This window comes from Microbacterium sp. Ru50, assembly GCF_002920555.1.
GTDB classification, from domain to species: domain Bacteria; phylum Actinomycetota; class Actinomycetes; order Actinomycetales; family Microbacteriaceae; genus Microbacterium; species Microbacterium arborescens.
Genome location: NZ_PQSV01000001.1, coordinates 1,537,809 through 1,561,397, shown reverse-complemented (window position 1 = coordinate 1,561,397; position 23,589 = coordinate 1,537,809). Strand labels below are relative to the sequence as shown.

The window sequence follows — 23,589 nt, the reverse complement described above, 5'->3', positions numbered from 1 at the left end:
GGGCAGCGACGCCCTGCGAGGGTCACGGTACCACGCGTGTGGTGTCTTCGCCAGTGCCGTTCGCCCCGACCTGCGTCGCGAGGCGCTCGACGTGGACGATGACGTAGAGCAGCTCCTCGTCGGTCAGCTCCGACTCGGTCGCGGCGCGGACGTAGGCCTTGACCTCCTCCGCGATCGCGTACGACCGGGGATAGCTGTGCTTGGCGAACTCGAAGAACGAGGTGTCGGCGCTGCGCAGCATCGTCTTGGAGACGAGGCGCTGCAGCAGGAATTGGATGTGCAGGATGAAGCGCGCGTAGTCGGGGCTGTCGGTGTCGAGTTTGACGCCGAGGCCGTTCTCGACCGTCATGACGACGTGCTGCAGACGGCGGAAGAGAAGGGCCGCCGTGCCGTTGGGTTCGTCACGGGTCGCGTTGAGCAGGTGCATCGTGAGGAACACGGCCTCTTCGTCGGGCAGCTCGCGATCGAGCGACTCGGAGATCGCGGTGGCCATCCGCTGCGCCGCGGAGAACTCGTGCGGGTGCAGCACGCGCAGTTCGGGCATGTTGGTCGCGGGGATCCGGATGCCGTTGTCGAGCCGTTCGAGCACGAACTGGATGTGATCGATGACCGCCATCGTGAAGAACCGGTCGAGGTGGTGGCCGAGGCGGCGCTCGGCCTCGTCGACGGCGCGAGTGACGGCTTCGACGACCGGATAGGGAACGTCGGTCAGCAGCTGCCGCTCGCGGTCACCGGCATCCCCCGCATCGAGGATGAAGGTCTTCTCGACCTTGTCGGGGTCGAGGGTGTCGGAGGGCTTCAGCTGGAATCCGAGTCCGCGCCCCATGAGCACGCGCTCGCGGCCGTGCTCGTCGAGGGTGATGACGACGTTGTTGTTCAGCACCTTGTGCACGACGGTGCCGCGCGGGGGCGGAGCGACGTCGTCGAGGTTCATGGCTGAAGTCTAGGGCGGGAGGGGTCGGGGGCCGCCGGGCGCGGCGAATGCCGGCGGCCAGCCTTCGCGCAGCCGGCGCCGGTACCCTGGATCATATGACCGATTCTGATCCCGTGCGCGAGACCGCGTCGTCCGTGCGCGAGACCGCGTCGCGCGTGCGCTCCACCAAGCCGCGCCAGGTGCGCCCCGCGACCGAGGGGTGGTCGCAGCAGAAGGACGAGTCCGGTCGCCCCCTCCTCCAGTTCGCGAGCCCGAAGCGCGGCAAGCCGCCCGTCCACCTCGCCGACCTCACCCCCGAGCAGCGCGTCGAGAAGGTCAAGGAGCTCGGCATGCCGGGCTTCCGGGCCAAGCAGCTCGAGAAGCACTACTTCCGTCACTTCACCTCGGATGCCGCGGAGATGACCGACCTGCCCGCCGCGGGGCGCGACGAGCTCGTCGCGGGTCTGCTGCCGCCGCTGCTGACCGAGGTGCGCCGACTCGAGACCGACCGCGGCGACACGATCAAGTTCCTGTGGAAGCTCCACGACGGCGCCCTCGTCGAGTCGGTGCTGATGCGCTACACCGGCCGCATCACGCTGTGCGTGTCGAGCCAGGCCGGATGCGGCATGAACTGCCCGTTCTGCGCGACGGGCCAGGCGGGCCTGACCCGCAACATGTCGGCCGCCGAGATCATCGAGCAGGTGGTCCGGGCGAACCGTCTCATCGCGGACGGCGGCCTCGGCGATCCCCGCAAGGTCGGGCACGAGGGCGAGCGCGTCACGAACATCGTCTTCATGGGCATGGGCGAGCCGCTGGCGAACTACGCCCGCGTCATGCAGGCGGTGCGCACGATGGTCGACAAGGATCACGGCATCGGCATGAGCGCCCGCGGCATCACGGTGTCGACGGTGGGCCTCGTGCCCGCGATCCAGAAGCTGACGAAGGAGGACATCCCCGTCACCTTCGCTCTCTCGCTGCACGCCCCCGACGACCAGCTGCGCGACGAGCTCATCCCCGTCAACTCACGCTGGAAGGTCGACGAGGCGCTCGACGCCGCGAAGGCCTACTTCGATGAGACGGGCCGGCGGGTGTCGATCGAGTACGCCCTCATCAAGGACATGAACGACCACGCGTGGCGCGCCGACCTCCTCGCCGAGAAGCTCAACGCCCGCGGTCGGGGGTGGGTGCACGTGAACCCGATCCCGTTGAACCCCACGCCGGGCTCGATCTGGACCTCGTCCGAGCCCGAGGTGCAGGACGAGTTCGTGCGACGGCTCAACGAGGCCGGCATCCCGACGACTCTCCGCGACACGCGCGGCAAGGAGATCGACGGCGCATGCGGTCAGCTCGTGGCGACCGAGGACGACCAGCGCGCGGCCGACACCGTTCCTGCGGGTTGAGGTCATAAGACGCAACTCCGGCCCGTCCGGACCCACCGGGAGGTAGCGTTTTCCCATGGTTGAGTATCGCTACCTCGGCAACAGTGGATTCAAGGTCTCGGAGATCACGTACGGAAACTGGGTGACGCATGCGTCGCAGGTGGAGAACGACGCGGCCATCGCGACCGTCCACAAGGCGCTGGACCTCGGCATCACCTCGTTCGACACCGCGGACGCTTACGCGAACACGGCAGCGGAGGTCGTCCTCGGCGATGCGCTGAAGGGCCAGCCCCGCGAGACGCTCGAGATCTTCACCAAGGTGTACTGGCCGACCGGCCGCAAGGGCCCGAACGATCAGGGGCTTTCGCGCAAGCACATCTTCGACAGCATCAACGGATCGCTCCGCCGTCTCGGCGTCGACTACGTCGACCTCTACCAGGCGCACCGGTACGACTACGAGACGCCGCTGGAAGAGACGATGCAGGCCTTCGCCGACATCGTCCGCCAGGGCAAGGCGCTCTACATTGGCGTCAGCGAGTGGACCGCCGAGCAGCTGCGCGAGGGGCACGCCCTGGCGAAGCAGCTCGGTTTCCAGCTCGTGTCGAACCAGCCGCAGTACTCGGCGCTGTGGCGCGTCATCGAGGGCAAGGTCATCCCCACCTCCCAGGAGCTCGGCATCTCGCAGATCGTCTGGTCGCCGCTCGCGCAGGGCGTCCTGACCGGCAAGTACCAGCCCGGTCAGCCCGTGCCCGAGGGGTCGCGCGCGACCGACGAGAAGAGCGGCGCGAACTTCATCAAGCGCTTCTTGAACGACGAGGTGCTCACGGCCGTCCAGAAGCTGAAGCCGATCGCCGACGAGGCGGGCCTCACCGTCGCGCAGCTCTCGCTCGCCTGGGTGCTCCACAACGAGAACATCGCGGCGGCGCTCGTCGGCGCCTCGCGCCCGGAGCAGCTCGAGGACACCGTCAAGGCCTCGGGCGTCAAGCTCGAGCAGTCGGCGTACGACGCGATCAACGACGCCCTCGCCGGCGTCGCGGTGACCGACCCGGCCGAGACCGACAACGTCTCGCCGAAGACGCGCCCGGCCTGATCCGGGCTGATCGTGGTCACGACGAGCGCCGGCATCCTGCCCTACCGCATTGCTGCGGACGGCACGGTGTCGGCGCTCGTCGCACACATGGGCGGGCCGTTCTGGTCGGCCAAGGATGCCGGAGCCTGGTCGATCGTCAAGGGCGAGTACGACCCCGACCGCGAGGCGGCGCTGGACGCGGCCCGCCGCGAGTTCCGCGAAGAGCTCGGGCTCGAACCGCCCGAGGGCGAGTACGCCGAGCTGGGCACCTTCTCGTACTCGTCGGGCAAGCGCATCACGGTGTTCGTCGTCGACGGCGCCGATCTCGACGTCTCGGATGCGGTTTTCGGGGAGTTCGAGATGGAGTGGCCGCAGCGGTCAGGGCGTACGGCATCCTTTCCGGAGGTCGACCGCGTCGAGTGGGTCGACCTCGGCCGCGCCCGCGAGCTGCTCGTGAAGGGTCAGCGACCGGCCCTCGACCGGCTCGACCAACTCCTGGATGGGGAGAACTCCCCATCGCCGTGACCGCCCGAGTGTTCCTATGCTGTTCCACGACAACCTGGGGGGACCGCAATGGCCGACGGCGTAGACATTCCGCTCGACTCGATGCAGGCGCTCAGCGATGCGCTGAGCGACATCATCGCCGAGTTCGAGGACGCCGGCTCGCGCACCGGTGACCTGGTGGGTGCGATCGGCAACCCCCAGGGCGACAGTCGTCTCGCCCGTGCCGCCGAGGACTTCGAGTCCGAGTGGGACGACAAGCGCGAGACCCAGCGTCGCAACCTCGAAGAGATGAAGAAGCGCCTCGACGACGCCCGCGAGGGCTGGGAGCAGGCCGATCTGGAACTCGCGCAGAGCATGGAGTCCGCCGAATGACCGAGAACTCGTTCATCTACTCCCGCGAGGAGATGCCGTCGACGCCGGGTCGTCGGCGGGTGCGCAAGATCGAGGGTGATCCCGGTGCGATCAGCGCACGGGCGGCCGACATCGAGTCGCTCGGCGACAAGATGGCTCGTGCGGCGGCGACCCTTGAGCGGTTCGCCGACGGCACCGTGGGCCGCGGAGAGTCGTTCGAGGCGGTCCGCGAGCAGGCGAAGGAGGTCTACGAAGACCTGCAGACGGCGGCTCGCCGGTACCGCCCCAGTGGCACCGCGCTGGCGGCGTATGCGACCGCGCTCAGCACCGTCCAGGCCGACAGCGACTGGCGGGTCGACGGAGCGAACCGGACGTGGCCCGAGGTCAACGAGGCATCGCGCGCCCTGAGCGGTGCGGAGTCCGACCAGCACGAGTTCGACACCCAGGAACGCCTGCATCCCGACGTCGAGCAGACCGGCACGCGGCCCAGCACCGCCGGCGCGCAGGCAGCGTTCGATGCCGCGGTGTCGTCGTGGGAGGCCTACTGGGGAACCTACGACGCGCCTGTCGAGACATGGGAGTCGGCCTACGACACGGCCGTCAACAGCCTCGAGCGCACGAACGCCGACGGCGTGTCCGACAGCTTCTGGGACAACTCGATGCCGTTCGTCGAGGCCATGCTCGACGTTCTGCTCGTCGTCGGCGTGATCTTGCTCGTGGTCGCTTTCCTCGTGACCGGCCCACTTGCATTGCTTGCCGGTGTGCTGGCCGCAGTGGCTGGAGTGCTGAGCCTTCTCGGCGAGATCGCCAAGCTGAACGCCGGGCGCGGTGACTGGCAGAGCGTCGCACTCGCCGCCGTCGGCATCATCCCCTTCGGCAAGCTCGCCAAGCTGGGGGACCTCGCTCAATTCGCGGGGGCAGGCGCCCGGTTCCCGCGGCTCAGCGGTGCATTTCGTCTCGGCGGGAGCGAGTTCGCCGACCTCCATACGTCACTGAACCAGTTCCTCACCAGACGCATCCCCGATCTATTCACCGTGCACGGCCTGAACTCGCAGAATCTCATGCGGGTCGTGAACATGCCCGCCTACCTCGCGCAGGGCAATCGCTGGGTCGGCGGGTGGAGGGCTGGGTGGAACGCCCTCGCTGGCAACCCGACAAACCTGCCGGAGGCTCTCGGCGGCTCTATCGACGTGATGCTCGACGTCATCGGGATCGCCAAGGATGGTAGCGAACGTCTCACCTCGCTCGCGCGATAAGCTCGGCAGCTGTACCGCGTTCGGTCGTCCGCCGGGGGAGGCTGACATGTCATCGCATGTTTCCGAGATAGTCCTGCGCGCTGACCCCGCGATCTGGAGTCCCGTGCCCCACGCTCACGCGGAGGTAAACAATTGGATCGCCGCCCGGGTGGCCAGCGCCCCGGCAGATACTGCTAGACATGTCGAGGACGCCGCCCGGCTTGCGCTCTATGCAACGCTCGGCAGCGAGCTCAGCCTCGCGCTGCTGCTCACCGTGCCATCGTCGGGGATCTACGGAATGCTGGGGGTGCTCGGGGTCGCCGGTGCCCCCGCGCCCTCGAATGCGGAGGAAGCGCGCGATGTCGCCGAAGCGCTGCTCCCTTCGCCTTGGGGCGCGGAGATGTTAGCGGTGGATCTCGGCACCGCCCGTGGGTGGCGTGCGACCGTGCTGGACCCGGTTCAGCGCGACGACGATGGCGTCGCCCTGCCGCAGACCGTGTCGACGGCATACGTCTTGGACGTCGATGGTCGCTGTGTCGTCGCTGCACTCTCGCCGCTCGCACCCCTTGCGGCGGCTGCGGCTCAGGTGCTGGCGCAGCGCGCGCTCTCGACTATCGACGTATCCGAAAGGTCTGAGGTATGACAGATACGCAGCTGATGGCGCAGCTCGCCGCCGTGCGCGCGGAGATCGCGCCGGCACTGCCCCGGAACGTGGAACCGCACATCGTCGAACTCGCGGCTTTCAGCGCCGTTGGCGAGCGCGAGCTCGCGCTAAGAGTGTGGCACGAAGCTCGCGAGGCGGCGGAGGAGGCTCGTCGCGCGATGCGACGTCGTCTGCGCGAACGGCACGGCGCGAGACACCCGGGCGGGTGGCCGCTCACGGTGCTGTTCGTCGGTGCGCTGTGCGCGGCGGTGGCGGCCGCCCTCGCCAGCGGCGTCCGGTTCGACCCGGAAGACACGGCGACCGTCACCGTCGTGCTCGCAGGTGTCGCGGCCGCGACCTGCGTCGTCGTCATGGTCGCGGCCCGCGGGCGCGCCCTCAACCGCGCAGTCATCCGCATACATGGTGTTGTCACAGTCGGCCTCCTCGCAACAGCGGCTTTCGCGATGAGCCGGGACTCCGGTCCGCTGACGCCGGCTGTGCTCATCGCTGCTTTCGTCGGGGTCGTTGGATTCGTCATCGTGCTCGTTGCCCGGGCGCGCAACGCCGCAGACACCGAGGCTGTCGACACCGCGGCGAACGTTGGGCTTGCCGAGACGCTGCCCGAGGTGGAGGCGGTATCGCTGCGGCTGCGCTCCGAGGTCTCGGCCGCCCTGCCGCCCGAGCGTGCACGCCGAATCGTGGAGCTGCGGACCGCGACGCTCGAGGGGCTCTCGGCGCAAGGCATCCTGATCGAGCCCGTCGATTCCCGGACTCCCGCGGGCGGAGTGATCATCGATGCCATGCTCGCCGCCTGGGTTCCGGACGTCATGAATGACGAGATCTGACTGCGCTGACGTGAACGCGGTGTCGGACGAGCAGGTCGAGACGCTGGTCGCGCGCGCCAAGCCCCGCGTCGAGTCGGCCATGGCCCTCCCGCAGTTCACACCCGGCATGGCCGAGGTCAACGTGTTCGATGTCGCCGGCCAACGGGCCGTGGCCGATTGCGCGTCGGACGCGGTTCGCGACCTCGGCTCCGAAGCGGTGCGGCGGGCCAAGAGCGGACTCGTCCGCGATTTCGGCGCGCGTAATCCCGAGCGCGGCTGGATCGGTTTCGCGATGTTCCTCTCCGTCGTGGCGAGCGTGCTGGCGGCCGCCTTCGCGTCGGGCATCCGGTCCGATCCGGCTGACGTGGCGATCGTGGCCACCATCCTCGCCGTGGTCGGCGCCCTCGCGAACGCGATCTCACTCGCGGCCTCGAGGCTGCGACCGCTGAACCGGTTCGTCCTGCGCATGCAGCTCGTGACCTGCGTCGCCCTGGCGGCCGCGGTGGCGCTGAGCTTCTCCCATGGGCTCGTCTGGCCGGCTACGGCGCAACTCGTGTGCCTGATCGTCACGGTCATCGTGGGCCTCGTCATCGTCGCCGTGCGCCGGCGCGACGCCGAGGCGACCGAAGAGATCGACCTCTGCGTCGAGCGCGCCTATCTGAGCGCCATCGACGAGGTGGAGGCGGGGGCGCGCGAAGCGCAGCAACGGCTGAATGCCGAACTCGATCCAGGCGCCGCTGCCGTGATCCTGCGCGTCCGCACGGCGCTGTTCGCCGACCTCGGCAAGCGCAATGCCGCTCTTGCCGCATTCGACCCGTCCGCCCCGGTCGGTTCGGCGCTCATCGCCGCAAAGACCGACCCCGATCGCTGGCTTCCGGCTGCGCTCGCCAAGACGCGGAAGCGGCCGGCCCGCTAGTCCTCACCGGTGCCCGCCACGGTGCGAGGCACCCGGGCGGGTGGCCGCTCGCCGTGCTGTTCGTGGGAGCGCTGTGCGCGGCCGTGGCCGCCGCTCTCGGCCGCGGTGCGCGCTTCGAACCCGACGACATGGCGACGGCGACCGTCGGGCTTCTCGTGGCGGCCGGCTTCACGATGAGCCGGGATGCCGGACACTCGACGTCGGTGGTGATCGTCGCGGCTGTCGTCGGGGTCGTCGGGTTCGTCGTCGCGCTCGGGCCCGAGCGTGCGCGCCGCATCGTCGAGCTGCGTACCGCGACGCTCGCTGCACTCGCCGCGGAGGGCATCGCGCTCGAGCCCATCGATCCGCACGTGCCGGCCGGCGGCGTGATCATCGACGCTCTGCTGGCCTCGTGGATCCCCGAGGTGATGCGCGATGCGATCTGACACAGCCGGCTCGATAGGCTGGCACCCCCGACGGAAGGAAACCCCATGTCGCTGCGCGCGGAGCTGATCGGTGAGACCGTGAGCGAGCCGTCGTTCGCGGTGCTCCTGCCCACCGGCTGGGAGGCTCACACGCCCGACTTCGCATCGGTGGATGAGCGTGTCGACGCTGCCGTCGCGGCGCTCCCGGTCGCTTCCCGAGGTGCGGTGCTGGCGGCGCTGCGCGAGACGGTGGCTTCGGCCCGTGCCGAGGCGACGCGTGCCGATGTCATCCGGGTCTTCTCGCCGTCGCAGGCCGGCGAGGACGACGCGATCCCGGTCTCGCTCGTCGCCTCGTGGCTCATCGCACCCGCGGGTGCAACGGCATCCGATCTGGGGGCGACGATGGTGCAGCGCTACCGGGCACGGCCGCTCGACGAGCGCGGGACGATCCTGAAGTGGTCTGCGGCGAAGACCTCCACGATCGAGGGTGCGGAGGTGCGCACTGCAGGTCACGGCTATCTCATCCGCGTGCCCGACGAGCAGAAGCGAGCGCTCGTCTTCCGATCGACGATCCTCCAGCGTGTGGACGGCACCGAGATCCCCGACGACGGCATCGATGCGATGGAGCTCGTCTGCGACGCGATCGTTGCGAGCGTGCGCTGGAGGAAGCGCGCCTGACGGTGACGGACGAAGAGTCGATCAGAGTCGCATCCGAAGCCGCGCGTCGCAACGTACGCGGAAGCCTCGGTTCGCGGTCATTCCACCCGCGCGACGCGGAGATGCTGGTATTCGACGCCGCCGGTCAGCGGGCGCACGCTGTGGAGATCTGGCACGCCGCTCGCGCGATCGGCGAGGAAGGCAACAAGTCGGCCCGCGCCGAGCTGCGCCGCCGCTACGGCGGTCGGGCGCCGGGCGTCGGGTGGATCGGGTGGGTGCTGGTGTTGGCTGCGATCTGCGCCGCCCTGGCGCTCGTCATGTCCACGGGCTTCCGTGTTCCCGCGGAGAACCTGGAGGGGGTCGTCGTCGCGGTGAGTGTCGCCGCTGCCGTCCTGGTTGCGATGACACTCGTCGGCGCGGCAGCGCTCACGCTCGGTCGCGGCGCCGTCGTCGCGGCGCCATCGTCGCGTCGGCGGCGCTCGTCGCTCTGGCCGCGCTGGCCACGGTGCAGGACCGAGCGGCCGACCTCCAGCGGCAGACCGCCGACCGGCTGGGCCCTGAGCTTGCGGCCGCGATCGTGCGGATCCGCACTGCGGCGTTCGCCGAGGCGCCCGTCTCGCCCCACGGTCTCGATCTGGCGCGCTACGACGATGCGGTTCCCGCCGGTGGCGTGATCATCAGCGACTTCGCGGACCCCCGGGTCTGGCTGCCCCGCGCCCTCGCCGACAAGCTGTGACTCAGGGTCAGCGCTTCTTCTTCGGCGCCTCCGAGACGTCCAGCTTCTCGTGCAGCCCGCCGAGCGATGACCAGGCACTGGCGGTGCCCTTCGCAGCGTGCTCGGCGCCGCGCACGGCTCGCTCGTCGGCCCACTCGTTCAGGACGTGGCCGCGGTGTCCCCGGACGTGCTCGAGGATGACGTCGGGCAGGCCGCGCGCACGGCGGGCGTCGCGGGCGGCGATGAGCTGCTCGAGGATGTCGCGGTTCTTCGTCGGCGCGCCGGTCGAGGTCTTCCAGCCACGGCGGCGATGGCCGTCCATCCACGATGCGTACGTGTCGATCGCGTACTTGGAATCGGCCTGGACGACGAGCTCGCGGACGTCGGGGTGGTCCTCGATCGCCTTGAGCAGACCGAGGAGTTCGCCGATGTTGTTCGTGCCCTGCGGGATGGCTCCGGCGGCCCAGTGGCCGTCCTCGCCGACCCAGGCCCAGCCGGTCGGTCCGGGATTGCCCTTGCAGGCGCCGTCGGTGGCCACGGTGTATCGGTCGGAACTCACTCGGGCAAGGGTACCCGGGGCCCGGCCTGATGCGATTTCTGTATACGTTCACGTTGGATTCCGGTGATATGGGCCCGTTTGCGTGCTCTTGTGTATACAATCGCCGCATGGCGGCCGAGGGTGGAGCACGAGCGGGAGAGCGCGCGTACGCCGCTCTGCTGACCGAGATCCAGAACGGCGACCTCGCGCCCGGCGCGGTGCTCGGCGAGGTGGAGCAGGCGACCCGGCTGGGCGTCAGCCGCACGCCGCTGCGCGAGGCCCTGCGGCGGCTCGCGGCCGACGGCCTCGTGCGTCAGGCCTCGCCGCGGGTGACGGTCGTCGCCGACATCGATCGCGACGACATCCGATCGCTCTTCGAGGTGCGGCGTGCGCTGGAAGAGACCGCCGCACGGCTCGCGGCATCCCGGGGCGACGCCGCGCTGTTCGCCGAACTCGCCGCGGCGTTCGAGCGCACGGCGCAGCCTGAGGCGCCAGCCGCGGGCGACCCGGACGCGTACTACGCGCTCATCGCACGCTTCGACGCCGCCCTCGACGACGCGGCCGGCAATGCCTACCTGACGTCGGCGCTCACGAAGGTTCGCGCTCACCTCGTGCGGGTCCGGCGCCTCGCGCGCGACAACCCCGCGCGGCTCGCCGCGTCGATCGGGGAGCACCGGCTCATCGCGAGCGCGATCGCCGCCCGCGACGCCGACCTCGCGGCCCACGCGACCCATGTCCACCTGCACAACGCCCTGACCAGCATCCTCGACTCCCTGGAGGCATCCGCATGACCGTCAGCCATCACGTCCGCGTCCACCGCAGCGACGAGGAGCTCGCACGCGAGGACCAGCTCGCCTGGAAGATCGCGGAGGTCGCCGTCGACCCCGTCGAGGTCGAGCCCGAGGTCGTCGACATGATCGTGAACCGCATCATCGACAACGCCGCCGTGGCAGCGGCATCCCTCACCCGGGCGCCCGTCAGCTCGGCCCGCGCGCAGGCGCTCGACCACCCGGTCTCGCGGGGCGGCGCGGGGGCGAGCGTGTTCGGCGTGACCGACCGCACGAGCCCCGAGTGGGCCGCGTGGGGGAACGGCGTCGCGGTGCGCGAGCTCGATTACCACGACACCTTCCTCGCCGCCGACTACTCGCACCCCGGCGACAACATCCCGCCGATCCTCGCGGTCGCTCAGCACGTCGGTGCCGGCGGCGCGGCGCTCGTGCGGGGCCTCGCGACCGGGTACGAGATCCAGATCGACCTCGTGCGGGCCATCTGCCTGCACAAGCACAAGATCGACCACGTCGCCCACCTCGGGCCTTCGGCCGCCGCCGGCATCGGCACGCTGCTCGGGCTCGACACCCCGACGATCTACCAGGCGGTCGGCCAGGCGCTGCACACGACGACGGCGACCCGCCAGTCGCGCAAGGGCGAGATCTCGACCTGGAAGGCGCACGCGCCCGCGTTCGCCGGCAAGCTCGCGGTCGAGGCCGTCGACCGCGCGATGCGCGGCGAGACGAGCCCGAACCCGATCTACGAGGGCGAGGACGGCGTCATCGCGTGGCTGCTCGACGGACCGGACGCCGCCTACACCGTGCCGCTGCCGGCGCCGGGGGAGGCCAAGCGCGGCATCCTCGACTCGTACACGAAGGAGCACTCGGCCGAGTACCAGGCGCAGGCGTGGATCGACCTCGCCCGCAAGCTCCACGGCGAGCACCCCGAGCTGCGCGACCCGACGAACGTCGAGAGCATCGTCCTGCACACGAGCCACCACACGCACTACGTCATCGGCTCGGGCGCGAACGACCCGCAGAAGTACGACCCGACCGCGTCGCGCGAGACGCTCGACCACTCCATCCCGTACATCTTCGCGGTCGCGCTGCAGGACGGCGGGTGGCACCACGTCGACTCGTATACGCCCGAGCGCGCGGCCCGCCCCGACACGATCGCCCTGTGGCGGCGGATCACGACGGCCGAGGATGCCGAGTGGACCCGGCGCTACCACTCGGAGGATCCGGCCGAGAAGGCCTTCGGCGGGCGCGTCGAGATCCGGATGGCCGACGGCTCGACGATCGTCGACGAGATCGCCGTCGCCGACGCCCACCCGCTCGGGGCCCGGCCGTTCGCCCGCGAGGACTACATCCGCAAGTTCCGGATCCTCGCCGAGCCCGTGCTCGAACCGGCCGAGATCGAGCGCTTCCTCGACCTCGCCCAGCGCCTGCCCGAGCTCACGGCTGACGAGGTGCGCGAACTGAACATCGTCGCGCGCGAGGGAGTCATCGCGTCGGCACCGAACCCGCGGGGGCTGTTCTGATGCTGTATTCGCAAACCACGGCGGCCGACAAGCGCCGCGCGCTGCGGGAACGACTCGTGAGCGGTGAGACGCTGCGCTTCCCGGGAGCATTCAACCCGCTCTCGGCCCGGCTCATCGAGCAGCACGGCTTCGACGGCGTGTACGTCTCGGGCGCGGTCATCGCGGCAGACCTCGGGCTCCCCGACGTCGGTCTCACCACGCTCAGCGAGGTCGCCGGACGCGGACAGCAGATCGCGCGGATGACCGAGCTTCCGGCGATCATCGACGCCGACACGGGGTTCGGCGAGCCGATGAACGTCGCCCGTACGATTCAGACGCTCGAGGATGCCGGGCTCGCGGGATGCCACATCGAGGACCAGGTCAACCCCAAGCGATGCGGGCATCTCGACGGGAAGAGCGTCGTCGACGAGAACACGGCGGTGGGCCGCATCCGGGCTGCCGTCGATGCCCGGCGCGACGCGAACTTCCTCATCATGGCGCGCACCGACGTGCGGGCGATCGAGGGGATGGATGCGGCTGTCGACCGCGCCCGCGCGCTCGTCGACGCCGGGGCCGACGCGATCTTCCCCGAGGCGATGCGCGACCTCGCGGAGTTCGAGGCGATGGCGTCGGCCGTCGACGTGCCGATCCTCGCGAATATGACCGAGTTCGGGAAGTCGGAGCTGTTCACGGTGGACCAGCTGCGCGACGCGGGCGTGCGGATCGTCATCTGGCCGGTCTCGCTGCTGCGCATCGCGATGGGTGCGGCGGGCCGCGCGCTCGACGAGCTCACGACGGCCGGGAACCTGACCGCGAAGCTCGGCGAGATGCAGCACCGCGCCGACCTGTACGACCTCGTCGACTACGAGGGCTACACGCGATTCGACTCGTCGGTCTTCGACTTCACCCTGTCCACTCGCCAGAATGAGTCGATCGACCGGGGCTGAGACCCGCAGATTCTGGCTACTCGACGGAGAGGGAACAGAACATGACCGAGCAAGACATCCGCAAGGGGCTCGTGGGGGTCGTCGCCGATGTGACGGCGATCTCGAAGGTGAATCCGGAGACGAACTCGCTGCTCTACCGGGGGTACCCGGTGCAGGAGCTCGCGGCGACCCAGCCGGTCGATGCCGTGGCGCATCTGCTGTGGCACGGCGAGCTGCCGACCGGCGACCAGCTCGCCGAGCAGCGCCGACGGGCTCGGCCGCACCGTGCGCTGCCGCCGGAGCTGCGTGAGGCGATCGACCGGATGCCGGTGGACGCGCACCCGATGGACGAGGTGCGGACCGCCGTGAGCGTCCTCGGCGCTCTCGACACCGCCGGCGCGGCATCCGTTCTCGAGGCGGTGGGGACGCCCGAGCGCAACCGCGAGCGAAGCCTGCGCCTGTTCGCGGTGCTGCCCGCGGTCGTCGCCTACGGGCAGCGTCGCCGTCGGGGGCTCGACATCGTCGAGCCGCGCGACGACCTCGACGACGCGGCGAACTTCCTGTGGATGACCTTCGGTGAGGAGCCCGATCCGGTCGTGGTCGACGCGTTCAACCGGTCGCTGATCCTCTATGCCGAGCACTCATTCAACGCCTCGACCTTCACGGCGCGGGTCATCGCGTCGACGCTCAGCGACCTGTACTCCGCGGTGGTGGGCGCGATCGGGGCGCTGAAGGGGCCGCTGCACGGCGGCGCCAACGAGGCCGTGATGCACGTCTTCGACGAGATCGGGGATGCCGCCGCCGTCGAGGCCTGGCTCGACCGGGCGCTCGCCGAGAAGCGCAAGATCATGGGGTTCGGTCACCGCGTCTACAAGCGCGGCGATTCGCGGGTGCCGACGATGAAAGCGGCGCTGGACGCGCTGGTCGCCCACTACGACCGCCCGGATGTCGCGGAGCTCTACGACGCCCTCGAGCGCGAGTTCACCGGCCGCAAGGGCATCTACCCGAACCTCGACTACCCGTCGGGGCCGGCGTACAACCTCATGGGGTTCGACACCGTCACCTTCACGCCGCTGTTCGTCGCGGCCCGGGTGGTCGGCTGGACGGCGCACATCATGGAGCAGTACGCCGCCAACGCGCTCATCCGCCCGCTGTCGGCGTACGACGGCCCCGCCGAGCGGCACGTCGACGGATACGTCGCGGACGAGGCCGAGGTCGAGGCAGCAGAGCGCCCCGAGGAAGCCGCCGGCTGACGACTTCCTCGGGGCTGGCCCGGGCCTATTCGGGCCGGTCAGGCGGCTCGGCGGCGACGCGCGGCGACCAGCAGGCCACCGAGCGCGAGGGCGAGGACGCCCGCCACCGCGAACCCGATCGGGGCGGTCCCGCCGGTGACGGCGATCGTGCCCGCAGGCGCGGCGGCCGTCACCGTCACGCCGACCTCGATCGGCGCGAGCGAGCCCGACGTCACGACGAGGCGGTGCGCGCCGACCTCGAAGTCCCGCGGGATCGCGATCGAGAACGCCGTGCGGCCGGAGGCGTCGGCTGCGGGGATGCCGCTGACGACGATCGGCTCGCTGAACAGCGTCGCGGCGACCCGCTGCCCCGGCTCGAGGCCCGTCACCGTCACCGCGAGCGTGCCGCCCTGCGCGACGGTGCCGCTGCCGAGCTCGACGGTCGCCCACGGCTGTGCGGGCTCGGCGGGCTCGGTGGGCTCGCCGGGCTCGCCCGGTTCGCCGCCGGGGGCACCGGGGCCGGGGAAGCCGGGCTGCTCGACCGGCGGCTGCTCGCCGGCGAGGTAGGCACGGTTCGCCGGCGCCGGTGAGACCGGGCCCACGGCGGCGAAGAACTCCACGGTCGCCTGCAGGTCGACCTGGCCCGAATCCGCCGTGCCGGTGCCCGTCGCGAAGGTGCCGAAGTTGTCGCCGCCGCCCGCGAGGAACGAGTTGGTGACGACGCGGATCTTCGTGGTGGCGTCGTCGAGCGCGAGCTGCTCACCGTTCAGCTGCATCGAGCGGATGTGCGAGCCACGCGTCGCCTCGGGGTCGTATTCGAACGTGAAGCCCTTCGACACGCCCATCGCGAGCTTGGGGCGCGACGCTCCTGCCGGCTGCCACTGCTCCTCGAGCACCTGCTTGATCTGTGCCGGGGTGAGCTCGAGCGTGACCAGGGTGTTCGCGAACGGCTGGACGTTGGCGACCTCGCGGTATGACACAGCGCCGTTGTCGTCGCCGAACATCAGGTCGGCGCGCAGGCCGCCCGGGTTCATGAACGCCACCTCGGCGTCGCGCCCGCCGTAGGCGGGGTTCTGCGACGTGGCCCACAGGTAGACGTCGGCGACGGTGTTGCCGAGCGTCGAGTGCACGCCGCGGTCCTCCGAGCCCGACGCGGTCTTGCCGCGCAGGATGTCGGCGGTGATCGAGCCGACCTGCACGCGGCCCTTCTCGTCCGCGATGCGCACCGCGTTCGCGACGACCTGGGCCGTCTCGGTGTCGGGGTAGGCGATGTACTGGCCGACGGTCGTGTCGTACAGCGACACGGTACCGGGGGTGATCGACGCGAGGTCGCCGGCATCCGTGAGCTCGATGTCGAGCGAGCCCAGCGTCGTGCCGTACTGGTGAGCCTGGATCACCGGGCGGCCGCCGATCTCGCACGCGTACCTCTGGTGCGTGTGAGCGGAGACGATCGCGTCGATGTCGTCGGACGCGCCGCGGACGAGGTCGCCGAAGTCGCCGGTCTCGGTCGCGATCGCGGCGCAGTCCGAGCCGGCGGATCCCTCGTGAGCGAGGAGAACCACGACATCGGCGCCGTCGTCGACCGCCGCGGACGCGGCATCGTTGGCCGATGCGACCTGGTCGCGGAACTCGATGCCCGCGATGCCCTGCGGGCTCACCATGCCCGCGGTCTGCTCGGTCACGGTGCCGACGAAGGCGACCTTCGTGCCGTCGACCTCCCTGATCGTGTAGGGCTTGAGGGCGTGCTCATCGGTGCCCTTCACGAAGACGTTCGCGCCGAGTGCGAGGTCGCTGAACGCGTCGGCATCCGCGTCGCCCTCGTAGCGGGGGATGACGCGGTCGGTGAGGTCGGCGAACCCGCGGTCGAACTCGTGATTGCCCACCGCGCTCGCGTCGAGTCCCGCGGTGCGCAGGGCGTCGATCGTCGGGCTATCGGCGTCGATGAACGATTCGAATGCCGATGCGCCGATGTTGTCGCCCGCCGAGACGAACAGCGTGTTCGGGTTCTGCCGACGGAACGACTCCACGGCCCCCGCCAGCACCGCGGCGCCCGCCACGCCGTTCGACTCCGGCACGAGACGGCCGTGGAAGTCGTTGATCGTCAGGATGCGGATGTCGGGCTGCGTCACCGGCGCGCCGCCGACGAGCTGCTCGATGCCGTAGACCGTCGTGCTGCCCGACACCTCGTTGCCGACGACGAGGAGAGCCTGTCCCGAGGGTGAGCGGTGCGCCGGGATGAACTGGATGCCCTCCGGGCCGAGGTCGCCCGCAGCCGGCGCGTCGGCGGCGGCGCTGAAGTCGCGGTTGTTGACGTACGTGACGTAGGCCGGTGCCTTCGGGTCCGTGATGTCGTAGACGATGACGCCGCCGACGCGCTCGAAGCCGATGAAGGCGTACGTGCGGCCGCCGACCGTGCCGATCGACAGGTTCTCGGGCTCGGGGCCCTTGTCGTCGCTGCGTCCCTCGAGGTTGGCCTCGGTGTGGTTCGAGTTGACGTACTCGGGCACGACGCGCGCGAGGATCTGCTCGAACTGGTCGCCGGAGTCGAACACCAGCGAGCCGTCGGTGCCCCAGATCGAGAACGAGCGACCGCCGAAGGAGTGCAGCTCGTCGTAGCAGCTGCCGTCCGCGCGCAGACCGTTCTCGATCGTGACGTTCAGGCGTCCGAGGGCCGCATCGCCGAGCTGCGCCGCGAGGGGGGAATCGGCGCAGACGGCCGGGAGCCCCTTCTTGCCGAGGTCCTTCACGCGGACGGCCTCCGCGTAGTCGCCCCACTCGCGGGCGTCACCCTCGTTGGCGGTGACGAGGTAGGTCGTGGCCTTGCCGCCCGCCGTGGCCGAGTACGACTGGATGCCGTCGGGCATGTAGACGCCCTTCAGGCCGGCGTAGGTGGCGATGTTGATCGCGCCGTCCTTGTCGCTCGCGTCGAGCCCGTTGCCGGTCGCGCCGTGATCCTTGAACCCGAGCGGGACGACCTTGGTGACCTCGGCCTTGGCGAGGTCGACGACGGCGATCGCGTTCGCCTCCTGAAGCGCCGCGTAAGCGGTCGTGCCGTCGACGGTGATGTACTCGGGCTCGAGGTTGCGGCTGACACGGTTGGCGTCGAGGGGCTTGTCTCCCTGGTCCGGTGCCGCGACGTCCGGTCCGAACACGCGCACGCCGGCCGGAAGCGTCTTCGAGCCGCCGGGCTCGAACGCGCCGAAGCCCGCGATGCGCACGGCCGCCTGCGCGGGAGCCGAGACGGTCTTGGGAAGCGCGACGACACCGACGGATCCTTCCGGGTCGACCGAGAAGTCGTCGGCGGGCTCGCCCTCGTTCGCGACGACCGCGTACGCGCCGTCCTTCGAGATCGTGACCATATCGGGCAGGGCGCCGACGGTGACTGAGCCGAGGCGAGCGGATGCCGCGTCGCCGGCGTTCGCGTCGAAGAAGACCAGTGACCCGTTCGCGGTCTTGTCCTCGGCCTCGAAGGCCACGACGCCGAGACCGTCGTCGCGGATCGCGAGGGAGTTCGCCGTGCCGGCATCGGCGATGGTGAACAGCTCGACCGGCGTGGTCGGGTCGCTGTTGTCGAGAACCGTCACCGAGCCGGCCTGCGCGTTGACGACGTAGAGGCGGTCGCGGTACGACTGCACGATCTCGGCGGCCGACTCGTCGAAGACGCCGGTCTCGTGCGTGCCGATCGGCGTCAGTGCGAGTGCGGCACCGGGAGCGGAGTCGGTGATCGGTTCGCTGACGATCGCGGCGGATGCCGTGGTGAGCGGCGTCAGCGCCAGCGTGCAGGTGAGTGCGGCCGTCGCGACGACGGCGAGCGTGCGGGGAACCGTGCGGCTCCGGGCAGGCGAAGGCATAGGTGTCCTCTGGTCGGGTGAACGGGTGCAGGTCGTGAGTACTCTTCGCACGTGTCCGGCATGTGAATGCCCGGCAACCGATCGGAGACGCGCGGAGAGGCGCGTGGCACGATGAGGGGATGAGCGACTACACGACCATCGTCAGCGAGACGCGAGGGCGCGTCGGCTGGCTGACCCTGAACCGACCGGAGGCGTTGAACGCCCTGAACTCGACGCTCGTCGCCGAACTCGCCGACGCGGCCATGGCGTTCGACCGCGACGAGGCGATCGGCGCGATCGTCGTGACCGGCTCGGAGCGGGCGTTCGCGGCGGGTGCGGACATCAAGGAGATGGCGGGCAAGAGCGCCCGCGACATGTCCATGGAGAACCCTTTCGCGGCGCTGGAGGACTTCGCGCGGGTGCGTACCCCTGTCGTCGCGGCGGTTGCCGGGTTCGCGCTCGGCGGCGGGTGCGAGCTGGCGATGATGTGCGACATCGTGCTGGCCGCCGACACCGCGGTGTTCGGGCAGCCCGAGATAGATCTCGGCGTCATTCCGGGCATCGGCGGGACGCAGCGGCTGACGCGCGCCGTCGGCTACTACAAGGCCGCGGAGCTCGTGCTGACCGGACGTCGGATGCCGGCGGAGGAGGCGGAGCGCGCCGGACTCGTATCTCGTGTGGTTCCGGCGGCGCAGCTGCTCGAGGAAGCCGGTGCCGTCGCCGAACGGATCGCATCGCGCTCGCTTCCCGTCGCCTATGCCGCCAAGCAGGCGTTGCGCGCCTCGCAGGAGACGACCGCGGCCGAGGGCCTCCGCCTCGAGCGCACGCTCTTCGCGTCGTTGTTCGCGCTCGACGACCAGAAGGAAGGCATGGCCGCCTTCGCCGAGAAGCGCGCCCCCGAGTTCCGCCACCGCTGACCCGCCGCGGTGTTGGTCGAACGCGGGGCCGCCGCACGCCGGCGGGTGACGGTGATCATGGCCGCCGGCGTCGCACTGGTGCTCGCGGCCGCGGGAGCCGTCGCGTTCGCCCGCTGGGCGCTGAGCCTCGATGCGATGCGTGGGTTCGTCGAGCGGTACCCGGGCGCATACCCGCTGCCGGCGGGGGCGCCGGTCGGGATTCCGCCGTGGCTCGCCTGGCAGCACTTCTTCAACGCCTTCCTGATGGTGCTGATCATCCGCACGGGTCTGCAGGCGCGGAAGGAGAAACGTCCGAGGGTGTTCTGGTCGCCGCGGGGCAGGCCGAAGCGCCGGACGAGCCTCACGATCTGGTTCCACCAGGCGCTCGACGTCATCTGGATCGGCAACGGCATCGTGTTCGTCGTCCTGCTCTTCGCGACCGGACAGTGGATGCGCATCGTGCCGACGAGCTGGGAGGTCGTGCCGAACGCGGTGTCGGCGGCGTTGCAATACGTGTCGCTCGATTGGCCGACGGAGAACGGCTGGGTCAACTACAACAGCCTGCAGCAGCTCGCCTACGCCACGACGGTGTTCGTCGCTGCTCCGCTCGCGGTCGCCACCGGTGCGCGCCTCAGCACCGTCTGGCCGCGTGGTGACGGGAGGCTCAACCGTCTGTATCCGATCGAGTGGGCGCGACGCCTGCACGTGCTCGTGATGCTCTTCTTCGTCGTCTTCATCGTGACCCATGTCGCTCTCGTCCTGGCCACGGGAGCGCTTCGCAACCTCAATCACATGTATGCCGCGCAAGGGTCGGCCGACCCGGCGGCGTACGCCGACAACTGGACCGGGTTCTGGCTCTTCGTGCTGTCGCTCGGCGTCATCGTCGGCGCGTGCGTCGCCGCTCGCCCCGCTGTCCTCGTACCGATCGCACGATTGTTCGGCACGACCATCACCCGTTGACGCGCGCGGATGCCGCGCGGTGTCGCAGCCCTGACCGTCTCGGCCGCCGTCAGAAGGGAGCCGCGTCATCCTGCGGTGGTCCGCCGGTTCCGGCATCCGGTGGCGGATCGGCGGTGTCGATCGTGAAGCACACCGCCGGTATGGGGACGTCTTCGCGGTACAACCGACCGAGGGGTGAGGTCCATTCCAGGACTCCACCGCCGACCTGCCTGACCTCCCACTTCGTGAACTGCTTCATCGAATGATGCCGCTGGCAGAGGTGGGCGAGGTTGAAGATGTGGGTGTGCCCGCCCAGGGCGTGATCGATGGTGTGATCCAGTTCGCACCGGATCGCGGCACGGCGGCATCCCGGGAAACGGCAGTGCTGGTCACGGGCCATGAGGAGTTTCTTCATCGACGCGGTGGGCCGGTACGTGTCGATCTCGACCGGGGTGCGGGTGACGGGGTCGATGAAGAGTCGGTCCCACTCCGACACCCGCCCGGCGAGCTCACGCGCCGTGCCGGCATCGACAAGCCCCGCGCCCACGGCTTCGGCGGGGTTCTCGTCCTTGCCCATCAGCGTCTCCGCCGTGACGGCGACTTGCACGCGTGCGCGGATCGCCCCGAGCCCACCGGCCCGGTCGGTCCCATAAGTGGGGTCGACGACGGGCGCGCCGCCGAGGACGAGGTCTCCGAGGATGTCGGCCCGCAGCTGATCCATCGTCCGCGTATCGGCGGGCTCCTCCGCCCCGGCAACATCCTCGCGACCCGCCCCGGCGCCACCAGCGCCCGCCGACCGGGCGTCCTTGACGGACTGCCCCATCTGCGTGAGCCGGTCGAGCATCCCCGCGGCGATGACCGTCGGAAGGTTCGCGACGAGGTTCGACATCCCGTCCGTCCCGTGGAACACCCGCACGCACCGCTCCGCTGCCGCGGTCTTGTGGCGTTCGGTGAACGCCTGCGGGTGAAGCCGGGCCGCGAGAGCTTCCAGCGTGCCTCGCACCCGCGACGGCACATCCCGCTCACACACAGCGATCGCGGCCTCCGCGTACGCCGACCGCACCTCGTCCGGCACCCCCGCGCCGACCCGCACGACCACATCGACGTGGCCGCGTTCGATCCGCCGCTGCACCCACGCGTCGAACACCGCGGGGTAGTCATCGATGGCCGTCATCGCGTGGTCGATCTCACCCTGCAGGCGACGATCCGTCAGCCGCGCCATCCCCGCTGCTTCGGCTGCGACCGAGCGCAGCTCCATGTCCGACGCCATCCCACGAACCCCATCACGGCGCGCGTCGTGCAGCGCGGCGTGGCCCAGATCGGCCAGCGCTCGGGTGCGGGCGACGTCGGCGGCGTGGGAGAGCTCGAGCGCCTCGGCATACCGCGAGAAAGCGAGCGCCTGCGATGGCACGGGGGTTTCGCGTCCCACTTCGCCACCCAGGCCATTCGCTGTCATGTTCCCATCATGACAGTGGGGTACGACATTCGAATCGAACGTAAGTTCGAATGTTGGTAACTCGCTACTGAGCTCGACGGGGGAGGAGGGGCGCCGGTCACGCCGAACAGCCGACGCCGAGCAGCCGAGGCCGCTAGCCGAGGCCGAATAGCCAGTCGAGGCGAGTCAGCTCGCCGAAGCCTCGCGACCTAGCCGAGCGGGGCGAACTCCGACTCAGCGGACGAAACGGACCTCGGTCAGCGTTTCGCCGAGGAACGGCTCGGTGTGCGTCTGCCCGTCGAGCGTGAAGCCGTTGCGCTCGTAGAAGCGGTGCGCGCGGGGGTTGTCCTCCGCGACCCACAGGTAGACGCCCTCGTCCTTCTCGACGGCGGCGTCGAAGAGGCGCTGGCCGATGCCGGTGCCGTGCCACGCGTCGAGGAGGTAGATGAAGTAGAGCTCGCGCATCCGAGGGGCGTCGCGATCGCGAGCCGGGCCCGACCCCACGAAACCGACGATCTCGCCGCGGACGAGCGCGGCGTGCATCCGGAAGTCCTCTCCCTGTGCGGCCCAGTGTGTCCACAGCTCGGCGAGACGTCGCGGCGACACGCTCTGGAGCGCGGCGGTGCTGATGAGGTGGTCGTACGTCTCGTGCCAGCAGGTGGCGTGCACGCGCCCGAGGGCTTCGGCGTCGACATCCCGCACCGGACGGACGACGATGTCGGTCTGCAGTTCGGCTTCCATGGCCAGACTCTACGCGCGGCCGGCGGTGGCGTGAAATCGAGGAACGGGGGTTGCGGACGGGGTCATCGGGCCCCGGCCCCGGCCCCGTCGCCGACCGCAGCCGCGGCCTCGTCGCTCGCCGCTGCCTCGATCGACACCAGGTTGACCTCTCCCGGCGTCCACCCGGCAGCGATCAGGCGGTCGTGGAGCGCCTCCTCGACGGCAGCCTGGTCGTCGTCGATGCGCACGCGCGTTCCCGTCCGCGTCGCGTCGACGACCGCATCCGGATCGAGCGTCCGTGCCGCGGCGATCAAGTCGTCTTTCATCCGATCCGCGCGGGCGGGGCCGAGCGCGGCGCGCACGATGCCGAACGAACTCAGGCCGACCGACCATGTCGGGCCGAGCTCGAGGTCGAGCCTCCCGGCGGCGCGCTCGCGCTGCGTGGCCAGCGCCGCGCTCCGGTCCGACAGGATCATCAGCAGCGCGATCCCGCTGAGGAGCACGAGCGCAGCGCCGGCGACAGTCGTGGGCACGACCGACAGCGCCGAGCGGTAGAGGGGCGAATCCCACCCGGCGGTGAGCCCGACGACGGCGCGGCACAGGGAGAAGACCCCGTACGCGGCCATGGTCACCGCGAGCAGCCGGGACCCGCGTCTCGCGGCGATGGCCGGCTGCATCGCCGCGGCGCTGGTCAGCCCGCAGGCGGCAGCCACGACCACGACCTTCACCGCGAGGGACGCCGGCATCCCGACCGTCGTGGACACGACTCCGACCACGGCGGCGAGCGAAAGGGCGACCCCGGCACGGGCGAGAACCCCGCCGCTCAATGAGCCCAGCCCGGCGAAGACCAGACCGGGGGCCAGAACCATGGCGATGTCGCTGATGACGAGGGTCGCGGCGTCGCCGGTCTTCGTGTGCACGAGGTACAGCAGGCTCGCCGCCGTCGCCGACAGCGCGCCCACGATGCCGAAGCGCAGCAGTCCACCGCGGCGTCGCCAGCTCGGCCGCAGGGCGAGCACCCCGACGAGTCCGGCGATGGTCGCCAGACACGCGCAGACCAGTGCGACGCCTGCTGTCAGCACGGCCCCACCCCCTCGCGCGCCGGCCCGTGAAGCGCGCTCACTCGCAACCTACGCGCTTCGGGGACCGGGAGAAAAGCATCGCGGTCCAGAGGGT

Annotated in this window: 23 protein-coding genes and 1 pseudogene; 18 read left to right on the top strand and 6 right to left on the bottom strand. The window is 70.3% G+C overall.

The window, feature by feature from the left end; genetic code table 11:
• Positions 1-22: 22 nt before the first annotated feature.
• A complete protein-coding gene (locus tag C3481_RS07335; protein ID WP_071918593.1) occupies positions 23-934 on the bottom strand; it encodes a PRD domain-containing protein in 912 nt (303 codons plus the stop codon).
• A gap of 95 nt (positions 935-1,029) precedes the next feature.
• Between C3481_RS07335 and rlmN the strand changes: the two genes are divergently transcribed.
• The 12 genes and pseudogenes from rlmN to C3481_RS16755 all read left to right on the top strand — a co-directional run bounded on the left by rlmN (position 1,030) and on the right by C3481_RS16755 (position 9,631).
• On the top strand, positions 1,030-2,313 hold the full coding sequence (rlmN, locus tag C3481_RS07330; protein WP_023952682.1) for a 23S rRNA (adenine(2503)-C(2))-methyltransferase RlmN: 1,284 nt from the start codon (positions 1,030-1,032) through the stop codon (positions 2,311-2,313).
• Positions 2,314-2,368: 55 nt separating this feature from the next.
• The gene (locus C3481_RS07325; RefSeq protein WP_023952680.1) at positions 2,369-3,382 is read left to right on the top strand and encodes an aldo/keto reductase family protein; all 1,014 of its coding nucleotides are present in this window, start codon (positions 2,369-2,371) and stop codon (positions 3,380-3,382) included.
• Between the two features lie 12 nt (positions 3,383-3,394).
• Positions 3,395-3,886, top strand: a complete 492-nt coding sequence (locus C3481_RS07320) for an NUDIX domain-containing protein (protein ID WP_103841425.1) — start codon at positions 3,395-3,397, stop codon at positions 3,884-3,886.
• Positions 3,887-3,934: 48 nt separating this feature from the next.
• Complete coding sequence (locus C3481_RS07315; protein ID WP_023952676.1) at positions 3,935-4,237, top strand: hypothetical protein; 303 nt, start codon at positions 3,935-3,937, stop codon at positions 4,235-4,237.
• A complete protein-coding gene (locus C3481_RS07310) occupies positions 4,234-5,472 on the top strand; it encodes a hypothetical protein (protein WP_088380682.1) in 1,239 nt (412 codons plus the stop codon). Before C3481_RS07315 ends, C3481_RS07310 begins: the two co-directional genes overlap by 4 nt.
• A gap of 46 nt (positions 5,473-5,518) precedes the next feature.
• The gene (locus C3481_RS07305) at positions 5,519-6,094 is read left to right on the top strand and encodes a hypothetical protein (RefSeq protein WP_023952672.1); all 576 of its coding nucleotides are present in this window, start codon (positions 5,519-5,521) and stop codon (positions 6,092-6,094) included.
• The gene (locus C3481_RS07300) at positions 6,091-6,939 is read left to right on the top strand and encodes a hypothetical protein (RefSeq protein WP_137749882.1); all 849 of its coding nucleotides are present in this window, start codon (positions 6,091-6,093) and stop codon (positions 6,937-6,939) included. Before C3481_RS07305 ends, C3481_RS07300 begins: the two co-directional genes overlap by 4 nt.
• Positions 6,926-7,834 carry a hypothetical protein gene (locus C3481_RS07295; protein WP_162815172.1) on the top strand — a complete coding sequence of 303 codons (909 nt, stop codon included), beginning with the start codon at positions 6,926-6,928 and terminating at the stop codon, positions 7,832-7,834. Before C3481_RS07300 ends, C3481_RS07295 begins: the two co-directional genes overlap by 14 nt.
• A 53-nt stretch (positions 7,835-7,887) precedes the next feature.
• On the top strand, positions 7,888-8,259 hold the full coding sequence (locus C3481_RS07290; protein ID WP_103841421.1) for a hypothetical protein: 372 nt from the start codon (positions 7,888-7,890) through the stop codon (positions 8,257-8,259).
• 45 nt (positions 8,260-8,304) lie between these two features.
• Entirely contained in the window at positions 8,305-8,916 is a 612-nt protein-coding gene (locus tag C3481_RS07285) for a hypothetical protein (RefSeq protein ID WP_103841419.1), read from the top strand.
• A gap of 101 nt (positions 8,917-9,017) precedes the next feature.
• Positions 9,018-9,365 (top strand): annotated as a pseudogene (locus tag C3481_RS16865) (hypothetical protein); the annotation flags it as partial.
• A gap of 35 nt (positions 9,366-9,400) precedes the next feature.
• Entirely contained in the window at positions 9,401-9,631 is a 231-nt protein-coding gene (locus C3481_RS16755) for a hypothetical protein (protein ID WP_258039048.1), read from the top strand.
• 7 nt (positions 9,632-9,638) lie between these two features.
• Here the strand turns inward: C3481_RS16755 and C3481_RS07275 are convergent, their stop codons facing one another.
• Positions 9,639-10,169 carry a ribonuclease H gene (locus tag C3481_RS07275; RefSeq protein ID WP_036304688.1) on the bottom strand — a complete coding sequence of 177 codons (531 nt, stop codon included), beginning with the start codon at positions 10,167-10,169 and terminating at the stop codon, positions 9,639-9,641.
• A gap of 107 nt (positions 10,170-10,276) precedes the next feature.
• Between C3481_RS07275 and C3481_RS07270 the strand changes: the two genes are divergently transcribed.
• Genes C3481_RS07270 through C3481_RS07255 form a run of 4 tightly spaced genes read left to right on the top strand, consistent with a single transcriptional unit; the run spans position 10,277 to position 14,614 of the window.
• Positions 10,277-10,939: a GntR family transcriptional regulator gene (locus C3481_RS07270; RefSeq protein ID WP_023952662.1), complete on the top strand. Its 663-nt coding sequence runs from the start codon at positions 10,277-10,279 to the stop codon at positions 10,937-10,939.
• Positions 10,936-12,456: an MmgE/PrpD family protein gene (locus C3481_RS07265; RefSeq protein WP_103841416.1), complete on the top strand. Its 1,521-nt coding sequence runs from the start codon at positions 10,936-10,938 to the stop codon at positions 12,454-12,456. Before C3481_RS07270 ends, C3481_RS07265 begins: the two co-directional genes overlap by 4 nt.
• Entirely contained in the window at positions 12,456-13,382 is a 927-nt protein-coding gene (prpB, locus tag C3481_RS07260) for a methylisocitrate lyase (RefSeq protein WP_103841414.1), read from the top strand. Before C3481_RS07265 ends, prpB begins: the two co-directional genes overlap by 1 nt.
• A gap of 41 nt (positions 13,383-13,423) precedes the next feature.
• The gene (locus tag C3481_RS07255; RefSeq protein WP_103841411.1) at positions 13,424-14,614 is read left to right on the top strand and encodes a bifunctional 2-methylcitrate synthase/citrate synthase; all 1,191 of its coding nucleotides are present in this window, start codon (positions 13,424-13,426) and stop codon (positions 14,612-14,614) included.
• A 38-nt stretch (positions 14,615-14,652) separates the two neighbouring features.
• Here C3481_RS07255 and C3481_RS07250 read toward each other — a convergent pair whose 3' ends face one another.
• The gene (locus tag C3481_RS07250) at positions 14,653-18,444 is read right to left on the bottom strand and encodes a choice-of-anchor I family protein (RefSeq protein WP_103841409.1); all 3,792 of its coding nucleotides are present in this window, start codon (positions 18,442-18,444) and stop codon (positions 14,653-14,655) included.
• A gap of 119 nt (positions 18,445-18,563) precedes the next feature.
• Between C3481_RS07250 and C3481_RS07245 the strand changes: the two genes are divergently transcribed.
• Both C3481_RS07245 and C3481_RS07240 read left to right on the top strand, forming a co-directional pair.
• The gene (locus C3481_RS07245; RefSeq protein ID WP_103841406.1) at positions 18,564-19,340 is read left to right on the top strand and encodes an enoyl-CoA hydratase-related protein; all 777 of its coding nucleotides are present in this window, start codon (positions 18,564-18,566) and stop codon (positions 19,338-19,340) included.
• 9 nt (positions 19,341-19,349) lie between these two features.
• A complete protein-coding gene (locus C3481_RS07240) occupies positions 19,350-20,279 on the top strand; it encodes a cytochrome b/b6 domain-containing protein (protein ID WP_258039047.1) in 930 nt (309 codons plus the stop codon).
• A 49-nt stretch (positions 20,280-20,328) separates the two neighbouring features.
• On the opposite strand, the gene C3481_RS07235 is transcribed toward C3481_RS07240, so the two are convergent.
• The 3 genes from C3481_RS07235 to C3481_RS07225 form a co-directional block, all read right to left on the bottom strand.
• Positions 20,329-21,714 (bottom strand): HNH endonuclease signature motif containing protein, encoded by a 1,386-nt coding sequence (locus C3481_RS07235; RefSeq protein ID WP_219817644.1) that lies wholly within the window; start codon positions 21,712-21,714, stop codon positions 20,329-20,331.
• A 213-nt stretch (positions 21,715-21,927) separates the two neighbouring features.
• Positions 21,928-22,434: a GNAT family N-acetyltransferase gene (locus C3481_RS07230; RefSeq protein WP_023952650.1), complete on the bottom strand. Its 507-nt coding sequence runs from the start codon at positions 22,432-22,434 to the stop codon at positions 21,928-21,930.
• Positions 22,435-22,496: 62 nt separating this feature from the next.
• Positions 22,497-23,495: a hypothetical protein gene (locus C3481_RS07225; RefSeq protein WP_103841404.1), complete on the bottom strand. Its 999-nt coding sequence runs from the start codon at positions 23,493-23,495 to the stop codon at positions 22,497-22,499.
• Between the last annotated feature and the right edge of the window lie 94 nt (positions 23,496-23,589).